The organism is Pseudomonas sp. GT1P32 (genome assembly GCF_054897805.1).
The window spans coordinates 5,147,665-5,159,248 of the sequence record NZ_CM142704.1 but is presented as its reverse complement, the minus strand read 5'-3'; the positions used below and the strand labels follow the sequence as shown (position 1 = coordinate 5,159,248).

The window sequence follows — 11,584 nt, the reverse complement described above, 5'->3', positions numbered from 1 at the left end:
TTCATCCGTGGTGCGGGATGCTTAATAGTTGAAAGTCTTGACCAGCAGCAGGTCACCGATCGCGCGCAGGGGCACGATGAAGGTCTCGCGTTTTTCGTCGACGGTGTTTTCGTTCAGCACCAGGTTGATCTGCGAGGTGATCACCTCGTTCTGGTTGCTGGTCTCATCGAAGTTATAGCCGCCGCTGCCGAAGTTGCCCCAATAGTTCACGTAAACCAGATAGGTGCCATGCAGCGGCGCGGTCATGGTGAACATTTCCGGGCCGGGGCCGTCGACGCCGTCCGGGTCGAGGCCGCCGCCGTTGCTCATCGCCGGGCGAGCCCAGAACGCATGTTGGCCGTCGGGGGTAATGATGTGCAGGTCGAGTTCGGCTTTCGGATCGTCCCAGCCCAGCACCACGCGAATCCGCGCCGGGGTACGCAGGTTGTTGGCTTCATAGAATTGGACACGCTTGAGCGATTGGCCTTCGGCACTGCGCACTTCGACGCTGTTGGAGCCCGCGCCAAACGCATACGGCCGGGCGAAACGCCCCTGGTCGTCGGTGTACAGGTTCAGAGGATTGCCGTTGACCGCCAGCGTGTGCGGCCCGCGTTGAGTGCCGATGGCCTTGAGCTGGCCTTCGATCATCGTGCGATTGCGCTGCACACCCCGGTCGATGGGCGGCGTTGGGTAGGCGACTTGCGGGTTTTCGCTGCGATCGAGCAGGCCGTTGTAGCGCCAGCCGCCCACCGGTTCCGACAGCTCGGCCGTCGGCTCAGCCCAGGCTGCGGTCGCGCAGACCCACCCCATCAGCAATAGAAGAAATGAACGCATGTGATGCCTCCTGCCATGCATAACGAAACCTTGCGCCTGATCCTCGGCGCGTTACAGATCCAAATACTGCGTTTCGTCAGAAAGACCCGTGACTATTGGGTCGTAGAAGGCGCGAAGGTTAGCCATTTGGCGGGTTTTTAACAATCGGATACATCTTGAATTGCGGGGGGGATCACGATGATTGTTGGGGGTGAGCCGAATAATCCTCGTCACTGCAGTAGTGCTGTTACCTGAGAAAGCAGTCCTGCGGATGTATCCGGCACCTTTGTGGGAGCGGGCTTGCTCGCGAAGGCTGTGTGTCTGGTGACGAGTTTTTTGATGGTGTACATATCCATTATTGAGGTAACGGCGGCTATTGGTTCCGCCCTTACGGCGGGTTACTTGGAAAAGCGCCAAGTAACCAAGCGCCCGCGCCCCTGACGTACGGTGCCTCGCCTAGGCTCGGCATACCCTCGCTCCGGTCCTGCTCCGTGGGCCCGCCGCCATCGGCCATCCATGGCCGGGGGCGGCTAACCCGGCATCCATGCCGGGTTGCCCACTGCGCAGAACCTCCACTCGGCCTTCCGACGGGGCAGATCAAGATCAAAAGCCAAAGCAAAAACGAGGCGGCCTGCCAGCCGACCTGGCTCTTCGGTCGTGTGCACACTCCCGCACTGTGGTTGCCGCACTAATTTAGGATGTTTGCACATTCCCCTGTAGGAGCCAGCTTGCTGGCGATGGACGTCAACGATAACGCGGGCTGTCTGAATGAACGCGTTGTCCAAACGCTTTTCGCCGGCAAGCCGGCTCCTACAGGGAATCGCGTACGCTTTTGATTTTCACCACTCATCAGGCCGAGCGTTAGCTCGCCTTAAGCTTTTGATCTTGGGGTACACGCCCCCTCGAGAGGCCGAGCGCAGGTTCTGCGCAGTGGGCAACCCGGCATGGATGCCGGGTTAGCCGCGCACGGCCATGGATGGCCGATCGCGGCGGGCCCACGGAGCAGGACCGGAGCGAGGGCATGGCGAGCCTTAGCGAGGCACCGAACGAAAGGGGCAAAAGCGCTTGGTTACTTGGCGCTTCTCCAAGTGACCCGCCGTAAGGGCGGAACCCATATCAGCCGTTACCGCAAAAACGGATATACCCCCAACCCACCGCGCATCAGACAATGCCCTCATTTGCCCATAACCCCCATGTCTGCTAGTGTCGCGCCGGTTTAACGTCAACCGGAAATCGCCGCCATGGCCCGCAAAAAAGCTGCACTGGATTTCGAACAATCCCTCGCCGACCTGCAAACGCTGGTAGAGCGACTGGAGAACGGCGAACTGTCGCTGGAAGACTCGCTGACGGCTTTCGAGCAAGGCATCGGTCTGACCCGCGATTGCCAGGCAGCGCTGGCCCAGGCCGAGCAGAAGGTTCAAGTGCTGCTCGAACGTGATGGCGAGCTGGCCGAGGAACCCTTCGACGCGGATCAGCCAGAATGATTGCAGCGTATTCGGCGACGAGCCAGGCCCGCGTCAACGCGGCACTGGAAACCCTGTTCAACGCACCAAGCCCGGAACTCGCGCGGCTCTACGAAGCCATGCGCTACAGCGTGATGAACGGCGGCAAGCGCGTGCGTCCGTTGCTGGCCTACGCTGCGTGCGAAGCGCTGGGCGGCAAGGCCGAGCAAGCCAACGGCGCTGCATGCGCGGTGGAACTGATCCACGCTTATTCGCTGGTGCACGACGATTTGCCGGCGATGGACGACGACGATCTGCGTCGCGGCCAGCCGACCACCCACAAAAAATTCGATGAAGCCTGCGCGATTCTCGCCGGTGACGGTTTGCAGAGCCTGGCCTTCAGCGCCCTGCTCGACCCGCGCCTGAGCACGTCCGATGCTGAGATCCGCCTGCAAATGGTCAGCGCGCTGGCGTTGGCAGCAGGGCCGGCCGGCATGGTCGGCGGTCAAGCCATCGACCTCGGTTCGGTCGGCTTGAAGCTCGATCAGAAAGCCCTCGAATACATGCATCGGCACAAGACCGGCGCGCTGATCGAGGTCAGCGTCAAACTCGGCGCCCTCGCCAGCGGCCGGGCCGAGAAAGACGAACTGAAGTCCTTGCAGACTTATGCACAGGCCATCGGCCTGGCCTTCCAGGTGCAGGACGACATTCTCGACGTCGAAAGCGATACCGAAACCCTCGGCAAACGCCAGGGCGCCGACATCGCGCGCGACAAGCCGACCTACCCGGCCCTGCTCGGCCTCGATGCGGCCAAAGCCTATGCGCTGGAACTGCGCGATCAGGCCCTGCATGCGCTGCGACCGTTTGACGCGGCCGCCGAGCCATTGCGCGATTTGGCCCGGTATATCGTCGAACGGCGCAGCTGACAGCGTATCCGCCAAAAAAGAGCAACGCGTGGGCAGGGGCCGATGCATCAGGTAAACTGCCGCCTCTTCTATACCTATAACGATTCGCCTGATGCCCACGACGTTTCATGAGATTCCCCGCAAGCGCCCGACCACGCCCCTGCTCGACCGTGCCAACACGCCGGACGGCCTGCGCCGGTTAGGCGAAGCCGAGCTGGAAACCCTGGCCGATGAGTTGCGCCTGGAATTGCTCTACACGGTCGGTCAGACCGGCGGGCATTTCGGTGCCGGCCTGGGCGTCATCGAGCTGACCATTGCGTTGCATTACGTCTTCGACACCCCGGACGACCGGCTGGTGTGGGACGTGGGTCATCAGGCCTATCCGCACAAGATCCTCACCGGCCGTCGCGAGCGCATGGGCACCCTGCGCCAGAAGGACGGCGTCGCCGCTTTCCCGCGCCGCTCCGAGAGCGAGTACGACACCTTTGGCGTCGGCCACTCCAGCACGTCGATCAGCGCAGCGCTGGGCATGGCCATTGCCGCCCGCCTGCAAAACAGTGACCGCAAGGCCATTGCCGTGATCGGCGACGGCGCGTTGACCGCCGGCATGGCGTTCGAAGCGCTGAACCACGCGCCGGAAGTGGACGCCAACATGTTGGTGATCCTCAACGACAACGACATGTCGATCTCGCGCAACGTCGGTGGCTTGTCGAATTACCTGGCGAAGATCCTTTCCAGCCGCACCTACGCGAGCATGCGTGAAGGCAGCAAAAAGGTCCTGTCGCGCCTGCCCGGCGCCTGGGAAATCGCCCGTCGCACCGAAGAATACGCCAAAGGCATGCTGGTTCCCGGCACGCTGTTCGAAGAGCTGGGCTGGAACTATATCGGCCCGATCGATGGCCACGACCTGCCGACCCTGATCGCCACTCTGCGCAACATGCGCGATCTCAAAGGCCCGCAGTTCCTGCACATCGTCACCAAGAAAGGCAAAGGCTTCGCCCCGGCGGAAGTCGACCCGATCGGTTACCACGCCATCACCAAACTCGAACCGCTGGACGCTCCGGCCGCTGCGCCGAAAAAAGCCAGCGGTCCGAAGTATTCCGGTGTGTTCGGCGAATGGCTGTGCGACATGGCCGCGACCGATCCACGCTTGGTGGGCATCACCCCGGCGATGAAAGAAGGCTCCGACCTGGTGGCCTTCAGCGAGCGTTTCCCGTTGCGCTATTTCGATGTGGCGATTGCCGAACAGCACGCCGTCACGTTCGCGGCGGGTATGGCCTGTGAAGGCGCGAAACCGGTGGTGGCGATCTACTCGACGTTCCTGCAACGCGGCTACGATCAGCTTGTTCACGATGTGGCGGTGCAAAACCTCGACGTATTGTTCGCCATCGACCGCGCCGGTCTGGTCGGCGAAGACGGCCCGACGCACGCAGGCAGTTTCGACCTGTCGTTCCTGCGCTGCATCCCCGGCATGCTGGTGATGACCCCTAGCGACGAAAACGAACTGCGCAAAATGCTCACCACAGGCCATCTGTACAACGGTCCGGCGGCGGTGCGTTACCCGCGCGGCAATGGCCCGAACGCAACGATCGAGAAAGACCTGCAACCAATCGAAATCGGCAAAGGCGTGGTTCGCCGTCAGGGCAGCAAAGTCGCCCTGCTGGTGTTCGGCGTGCAATTGGCCGAGGCGCTGAAAGTCGCCGAGACGCTGGATGCCACCGTGATCGACATGCGTTTCGTCAAACCGCTGGATGAAGAGCTGGTTCGCGAAATCGCCGGCAGCCACGAGTTGCTGGTGACCATCGAAGAGAACGCAATCATGGGCGGTGCCGGTGGCGCGGTCAGCGAATTCCTCGCCCGCGAGAACATCCTCAAGTCGGTGCTGCACCTGGGCTTACCGGACCTTTACGTCGAACACGCCAAGCCTGCGCAAATGCTGGCCGAGTGTGGGCTGGATGAGGCCGGGATCGAGGCCTCGATCCGCGAACGCCTGCAACTGCTAGCTCAGTAACCCCTCCCCCTGTAGGAGCGAGGCTTGCCCGCGAAGACGATCTAACGGTCAACATAAATGTTGAATGTTATGGCCTCTTCGCGGGCAAGCCTCGCTCCTACAAGTCCCGTGTTTGCTACGGATTACCGATGAATTTCTCCCGCCTCGCCCTGACGCTGACCCTTCTGCCGTCCGGCCCGCTCCTGGCCGACACCTTCGAACGCGATCAAGCCCTGAAGCTGCCCGACGTGCTGATCAGCGCCAACCGCCAGGTCGAAGCGCGCAACGACAGCAGCGCCGCCAACACCGTGTTCACCCGCGACGACATCGACCGCCTGCAACCGGGCAGCGTCACCGATCTGCTGCGTCGCGTGCCGGGCGTGCAAGTCGGGCAGACCGGTGGGCGCGGCAGTTTGCCAGGGGTTTACATTCGCGGCACCAAATCCGCTCAGAGCCTGGTGCTGGTTGATGGTCAACGCATCGGCAACTCGACCTCCGGCGACAGCAACCTGCAACACATCAACATCGAACAAGTCGAGCGCGTGGAAGTGCTGCGCGGCTCCCGTTCGGTGATTTATGGCAGCGATGCGATTGGCGGGGTGATCCAGATTTTCACCCGTCGTGGCGCCGAACAAGGTCTGCAACCGCGTCTGCACATGGGTTTTGGCAGCAACCAGACGTGGGAGCGCAGCCTTGGCGTGTCCGGTGGCGATGAGCAAACCCGCTTCAACCTGGGCGCCAGTCTCGATGAGACGGCCGGGATCAATCGCACCCACGCGTCGTACCCCAGCGATGGTGATCACGATGAGTATCGCAACAAGTCGGTGAGCCTGAGCCTGAGTCACGCCCTCACCGATGACCTCGAAATCGGCGCCAACTTGCTGGATAACCGAGGCAAAGGCGCGTTCGACAACCCGTTCGGCCGCTTCGACACCACCACCTTCGAATCAGTCCAGCAGCAGCCTTACAACGAATTCACGGTGAGCAGCCTCAGCAGTTACCTCGATGCGCGCATCAACGACCGGTGGAAAACCCGCATCGAATTCGGCCACAGCGAAAACCGCGAGCAGACCGTCGACAAGCTCAGCGATGAACGCAGCGTGTTCAACACCTACCGAGACTCGGTGAACTGGCAGAACGACCTGACGCTCGACGCGCGCAACAGCCTGATCCTCGGCGGTGATTGGTACGAAGACCGCATCAACAGCAGCACCGCATTCGACGAGGACAGCCGCTGGAACCGCGCGGCGTTTATCCAACATCGCTATCAGGCCGACAGCTTCTCCACGGAACTGGGCCTGCGCCGCGACCAGAACCAGCAGTTCGGCAGCCAGAACAGCTGGAGCGGCACCTTCACCCTGCCGTTGAACCCGGATAACGATGTGCTGCTGACCTACAGCGAAGGCTTTCGCGCACCGACGTTCAATGACTTGTATTACCCGGACTTCAGCAATCCGGACCTGAAGCCTGAAACCTCGAAAAGCTACGAGCTGCAATGGCGCAGTCAGCTAACCGAAAACAGCCGCCTCGAAGCCTCGCTGTATCGCACCGATCTCAAGGACGCGATTATCTTCGGCAACAACGACCGCCCGCAGAACGTCGCCTCGGCGCGGATCAACGGGTTTGAAGCGGCGTTGAAGCAGGAGCTGCTCGGTTGGCAGAGCAACCTTGGCGTGGCGATCATCGACCCGCGGGATCGCGACAGCGGGCACACCCTGGCGCGTCGTGCACGGAGGACGTTGAGCCTGGACCTGGATCGACAGTTTGATCGACTGGGTCTCGGCGCCAGTTGACAAGCGGTGAGCAGCAGCTTTGACGATGAGAACAATCGGCAGCCGTTAGGCGGGTATGCGCTGCTGGGGCTGCGCAGCAGTTGGGAGCTAAATCGTGAGATCAAGCTTGAGCTGAAGGTCGATAACCTGCTGGACAAGGGTTACAGCCGGGCGTTGTACAGCCATGACGGCAGTCAGTATGGGTATCGCGAGGAAGGTCGGGCGTGGATGTTTGGGGTGACCTGGACGCCGGAGATCTGATCTGACATTTTCGGTGTTCGGGCGGGCCTCTTCGCGGGCAAGCCTCGCTCCTACAAAGCACCGTGATCCTCTGTAGGAGCGAGGCTTGCCCGCGAAGGCCGCGCCGCGGTTTAACGATCAGGCGCTATCAATTGGCAGAGCTTGGCCGTCGCTTCGATCATCTGCCCACTCGGCCGCTCCAGCCCTTTATCCGTCACCAACCGCAATCGCCCCTGCGCCACCGCCGCCACTTGCGGCCAGGTCTTCCACGCCTCCAACTGCGCCTGATCACCGGCCAGAATCACCTCGGGGTTACGCTGCAAAACCGCCTCCACGCTGACTTGCGGCGCTGGCAATGTCAGGTCGGCAAACACATTGCGCGCGCCGCACACGTCCAGCGCATCACTGATGATCTGCCCACCACCGACGGTGTACAGCGGACGATCCCATACCTGATAAAACACCCGCAACGGTTCATCCCGCCGATAGCGCTGGCGCAGTGCATCGAGGCGCTGACGCAGGTCGCTGGCCAATGACACACCTCGCTCGGGCCGGCCAAGCTGCGTGGCAATCGCCTCGATTTGCGCGGTCAGTTGGTCAAGAGTGTGGGGGTCGGCGACGTACGTGGGGATGTTCAGGCGCTTGAGTTGTTCACGCTGGGCCGGGCCGACGCTGCCGGGCCAGAGCAGCAACAAATCGGGTTTGAGGCTGAGCAACCGCTCCATGTCCAATTGGCCGTAGCGGCCAACGGAAGGCAGGTCTTTGAGTTCAGCAGGACGATCGCCGGCATCCAGTACGCCGACCAGAAGATCAGCCGAACCCAGCTCAACGACGATTTCAGAGAGAGACGGCGCAAGGCTGACGACGCGCTCGACCGCAGAGGTCAGGTTGCTGACGACCAGCAGCAAAACCGCCAGCCCGATGCGGCGCATCAGCCGAGTTGACGCGGGATACGGTAGAGGTAGAACAGCACCGTGGTCGACAGCGCCAGTAGCACCAACGGCACCGCTTCAAGCCCAACGAATACGGCCAACGCACCGATCCAGGCCGGTAAACCGGCGGCCAGAAACGCGGTACGGCGCTTGGCAGCCAGGACAATCCACGCGGCGGGCTCTTCAGGGGTATCGAGGGCTTTCTGGGTAGCGATCAGCGCGTGTTTGTAGCCACCGAAAAACTTCAGGCTGACAAACATCGAGGCCACACCGGCGATGAACAACGGCATCGCCAGCACCGGCAGGATCGCCTCGCCCTGGCCAAACACGCCGTTGATCACGAACAGCGGCAGCAGGGCCAGCGCCAGGTATTGCCACCAGCTGACGGACAGTCGGCGACGCACTTGACCGCGGGTCACGCCCGGTCTACCTCACCCTGATGCTCGTTGCCCATCATGTGGTCGAGCTTGCTGGCCTTGGTGGCCAGGTAGAGTTTGTTGTGCGGATTGTGGCCAGTGTGCAGCGGCACGCGCTCGGCGACGACGATACCCATGTCGGTCAAGGCTTTGACCTTGCGCGGGTTGTTGGTCATCAGGCGCAGGGATTTCACACCCAGGTGCTCGAGCATCGGCAAGCACATGGCGTAATCGCGCTGATCAGCGGCGAAGCCCAAACGCTCGTTGGCTTCAACGGTGTCGGCGCCGCCGTCCTGCAATTCATAGGCGCGGATTTTGTTCAGCAGGCCAATGCCACGGCCTTCCTGACGCAAATACAGCAATACGCCACGACCTTCGCGGGCGATGGCCTGCAAGGCAGCCTCAAGTTGCGAGCCGCAGTCGCAGCGCTGGCTGAACAAGGCATCGCCGGTCAGGCATTCAGAGTGCAAGCGGCCGAGTACCGGGGCACCGTCGTCGAACTCACCGAGGCTCAGTACAACGTGCTCGCGCCCGTTTTCTTCATCGAGAAAGCCGTGCATGGTGAATTGCGCAAAAGGCGTTGGCAGCTTGGAAGCGGCGACAAAAACGACAGGCACCGGTGTGCTCCTGATCAATAAGTACTGGAGATTCGCAGACGCGGCATTGTAACAGCAGGTTCCTACAGACGCTTAGGCTGAATTATGGAGCATAACGATCTAAAAGTTTGATCACAGCCCCACATCAGAACCTGTAGGAGCCGGCTTGCCGGCGATAGCGGTGGATCAGACGATTAATTTAGTGACTGGACGGACGCCATCGCCGGCAAGCCGGCTCCTACAGGGGGCCGCGGTGTAGCGCAGTAACTGTGTTCAGTTTGAGTCGAACGGATACGGCTGTTTCCAGCGCTCGAAAATCGGTTTCAACTGGCCGTTTTTGACCAGCACTTCCATTCGCTGGTCGAACAGCGCCATCAGTTTTCGCGCCTTGGGCGTATTGGCAAAGCACAGGTACAGCGGCAGTTCCGCGATGTGCGTGCGCCGGAACTGGGATGGATCCTTGGCCCAGCGGAGCACGTAATCCACCTCGGTCAGTGCGTCGATGTAGTAGTCGGCACGGTTGTGGGTCAGCATCGACAGAATGCCGGTGCGCCGCATCACTTCGTTATAGCGACGCACATTGGGCAGGTAGTTCTGGAAGTCGTAACCCCGGACCCAGGCCAGCCGATAGTTGCCCAGCGTCTGCGGCGTCGGCGCCGGATTGCTGGACAGCCCCAGGGCGTAGATGTGATCGGTGTCGTAATTCCAGCGCGGATACAGCAGGTCGCTGACTTCATCACGATAACCACCGACACACGCGTCCACTTCGCCACGCTGCGCCAGGCCGATAGAGCGAATGTAGGGTTCGGTCCGGATGTCCAGTTTGACGCCGGCCGGCTCGAAGACTTCGCGCAACACGTCCCAACCCAGGCCATGGCCATCAGCGGCGGTGTAGTCTTCCCAGTCTTCGCTGGCCAAATGAATCACCGATGGCGTTATCACTGCCTCCCCCGCCTGGGCGAGCGAAGCAAACAGTGCGAAACCCATCACAGCCAACCAGCGTCGAGCCATCCTAGTCCCCTGCTCCGCCACTCAGGCGAAAATCCATACCAGCCCCTGCATCGCCAGCCACGCAAACACTCCGGCCAATACGTCGTCGAGCATGATCCCGACGCCGCCGTGCACATGCCGGTCAATCCAGTGAATCGGCCACGGTTTGAGGATGTCGAAGAAGCGGAACACCAGAAAACCCGCGAGCAACCAGTACCAGCCTTCCGGAACCAGCCACAAGGTGATCCACATCCCGACCATTTCGTCCCAGACGATGCCTTCGTGGTCGTGCACCCGCAAATCGTCGGCCACTTTGCCGCACAGCCAGAAGCCGAACAGCATGGTGATGCCCAGCATCAGCCAGTAACCCCAGTCGGGCAGCATCTGCCACAACGGAATAAAGGGTAGCGCAACTAACGAACCCCAGGTGCCCGGTGCCTTTGGCAAGGTGCCCGAACCGAAGCCGAACGCCAGGAAATGCCATGGATTACGCCAGACCGACGGCGGTACGTTTTCCGCCGGGACCTGTTTGGGGTGATCTGTCACGGTGTCTCCCGAAAATGTTGATAGCCCCGGGTTTGCGGGGTGATGTCTTGTCCGGCGGCATCCAGCAGCACAACGCCCTGCCCCGTTACCACGCTCCCGATCACATGGATTGGCCAGCCATCTGCCAGCAACCCCGGCAACTCGACGGACGGTAAGGTGAAGGCCAGTACATAGTCATCACCACCGCTCAGGGCGGCGCTTTCGGCGCCCGATTGACCGAGGAAGGCCACTAAAGCCTTCGACAGCGGCAAGCGGTCCCGTTCAACCTGAATGCCGACCCTCGACGCGAGCGCGATGTGCCCGCAGTCGGCGAGCAAGCCATCGGAGATGTCCAGCGCCGAGGTGGCTTTACCGCGCAACGCCTGGCCCAGCGCGAGTTGCGGTTGCGGCGACCAGTAATGCGCCAGCAGCGGATCGGCGATGGCGGCTTCAGCCGTGCGCTGACCAAGCACCAGCGGCAAGGCACCGGCGGCGTTGCCCAGCTCACCGCCGACACACAGCAGGTCGCCTGGTTGCGCACCGCTGCGGGTCAACGCCAAACCACTTGGCACACGGCCGAACACGGTCATGGTCAGGCTCAACGGCCCACGGGTAGTGTCGCCCCCCACCAGCGCGACGCCGCAGTTCTGCGCCATGCGGTTCAAACCACGGGCATAGGCGTCCAGCCAATCGGCGGTTACCGTCGGCAAGGTCAGGGCAAGGGTAAAGGCAACAGGGGTGGCGCCCATGGCCGCCAGATCGCTGACGGCCACGGCCAGCGAACGCTGACCGAGCAGAAACGGGTCGCAGGGGTCTGCGAAATGCACACCGGCCACGAGCGTGTCGGTGGAAATGGCCAACTGTTCCCCGGGGGGAACAGCGAGCAAGGCGCAGTCATCGCCGATCCCCAGGGCAACGCCTTCGCCGCCCTGCGCACAAGGCGCGGCGGCGAAGAAATTGCGGATCAGCTCAAACTCGCCCATG

General features: G+C 61.8%; 10 protein-coding genes and 1 pseudogene. 4 read left to right on the top strand and 7 right to left on the bottom strand.

Features of this window, described 5'->3' with window-relative positions; all coding sequences use genetic code 11:
• Positions 1-21 precede the first annotated feature (21 nt).
• Positions 22-813, bottom strand: coding sequence for a YfaP family protein (locus ACYZUC_RS23665; protein WP_223437093.1), 792 nt, complete (start codon positions 811-813; stop codon positions 22-24).
• Between the two features lie 1,220 nt (positions 814-2,033).
• Between ACYZUC_RS23665 and ACYZUC_RS23660 the strand changes: the two genes are divergently transcribed.
• The 4 genes and pseudogenes from ACYZUC_RS23660 to ACYZUC_RS23645 all read left to right on the top strand — a co-directional run bounded on the left by ACYZUC_RS23660 (position 2,034) and on the right by ACYZUC_RS23645 (position 7,162).
• The gene (locus tag ACYZUC_RS23660) at positions 2,034-2,276 is read left to right on the top strand and encodes an exodeoxyribonuclease VII small subunit (protein WP_007894317.1); all 243 of its coding nucleotides are present in this window, start codon (positions 2,034-2,036) and stop codon (positions 2,274-2,276) included.
• Positions 2,273-3,160 carry a (2E,6E)-farnesyl diphosphate synthase gene (gene ispA, locus ACYZUC_RS23655; protein ID WP_461990725.1) on the top strand — a complete coding sequence of 296 codons (888 nt, stop codon included), beginning with the start codon at positions 2,273-2,275 and terminating at the stop codon, positions 3,158-3,160. The genes ACYZUC_RS23660 and ispA overlap by 4 nt, the downstream gene beginning before the upstream one ends.
• Before the next feature lie 91 nt (positions 3,161-3,251).
• Positions 3,252-5,150 carry a 1-deoxy-D-xylulose-5-phosphate synthase gene (gene dxs / locus ACYZUC_RS23650; protein ID WP_461990723.1) on the top strand — a complete coding sequence of 633 codons (1,899 nt, stop codon included), beginning with the start codon at positions 3,252-3,254 and terminating at the stop codon, positions 5,148-5,150.
• 128 nt (positions 5,151-5,278) lie between these two features.
• Positions 5,279-7,162 (top strand): annotated as a pseudogene (locus ACYZUC_RS23645) (TonB-dependent receptor domain-containing protein).
• 110 nt (positions 7,163-7,272) lie between these two features.
• Here ACYZUC_RS23645 and ACYZUC_RS23640 read toward each other — a convergent pair.
• From ACYZUC_RS23640 to thiL, 6 genes are all read right to left on the bottom strand, one after another.
• Complete coding sequence (locus tag ACYZUC_RS23640; protein WP_461990721.1) at positions 7,273-8,073, bottom strand: cobalamin-binding protein; 801 nt, start codon at positions 8,071-8,073, stop codon at positions 7,273-7,275.
• Entirely contained in the window at positions 8,073-8,492 is a 420-nt protein-coding gene (locus ACYZUC_RS23635; protein WP_008033728.1) for a hypothetical protein, read from the bottom strand. The genes ACYZUC_RS23640 and ACYZUC_RS23635 overlap by 1 nt, the downstream gene beginning before the upstream one ends.
• Positions 8,489-9,106 carry a GTP cyclohydrolase II gene (gene ribA / locus ACYZUC_RS23630; RefSeq protein ID WP_008033730.1) on the bottom strand — a complete coding sequence of 206 codons (618 nt, stop codon included), beginning with the start codon at positions 9,104-9,106 and terminating at the stop codon, positions 8,489-8,491. The genes ACYZUC_RS23635 and ribA overlap by 4 nt, the downstream gene beginning before the upstream one ends.
• Before the next feature lie 252 nt (positions 9,107-9,358).
• Positions 9,359-10,096 (bottom strand): substrate-binding periplasmic protein, encoded by a 738-nt coding sequence (locus ACYZUC_RS23625; protein ID WP_461990719.1) that lies wholly within the window; start codon positions 10,094-10,096, stop codon positions 9,359-9,361.
• Between the two features lie 21 nt (positions 10,097-10,117).
• Positions 10,118-10,621 (bottom strand): phosphatidylglycerophosphatase A family protein, encoded by a 504-nt coding sequence (locus tag ACYZUC_RS23620; RefSeq protein WP_207286587.1) that lies wholly within the window; start codon positions 10,619-10,621, stop codon positions 10,118-10,120.
• Positions 10,618-11,583, bottom strand: a complete 966-nt coding sequence (gene thiL, locus ACYZUC_RS23615; protein WP_461996750.1) for a thiamine-phosphate kinase — start codon at positions 11,581-11,583, stop codon at positions 10,618-10,620. Before thiL ends, ACYZUC_RS23620 begins: the two co-directional genes overlap by 4 nt.
• Between the last annotated feature and the right edge of the window lies 1 nt (position 11,584).

What these genes read in the sequence shown, in the direction of transcription:
- dxs (WP_461990723.1), top strand. Translation starts at nt 3,252, where the DNA reads ATGCCCACGACGTTTCATGAGATTCCCCGCAAGCGCCCGACCACGCCC.
- ispA (WP_461990725.1), top strand. Translation starts at nt 2,273, where the DNA reads ATGATTGCAGCGTATTCGGCGACGAGCCAGGCCCGCGTCAACGCGGCA.
- thiL (WP_461996750.1), bottom strand. Translation starts at nt 11,583, where the DNA reads ATGGGCGAGTTTGAGCTGATCCGCAATTTCTTCGCCGCCGCGCCTTGT.
- ACYZUC_RS23640 (WP_461990721.1), bottom strand. Translation starts at nt 8,073, where the DNA reads ATGCGCCGCATCGGGCTGGCGGTTTTGCTGCTGGTCGTCAGCAACCTG.
- ACYZUC_RS23625 (WP_461990719.1), bottom strand. Translation starts at nt 10,096, where the DNA reads ATGGCTCGACGCTGGTTGGCTGTGATGGGTTTCGCACTGTTTGCTTCG.
- ACYZUC_RS23665 (WP_223437093.1), bottom strand. Translation starts at nt 813, where the DNA reads ATGCGTTCATTTCTTCTATTGCTGATGGGGTGGGTCTGCGCGACCGCA.
- ACYZUC_RS23660 (WP_007894317.1), top strand. Translation starts at nt 2,034, where the DNA reads ATGGCCCGCAAAAAAGCTGCACTGGATTTCGAACAATCCCTCGCCGAC.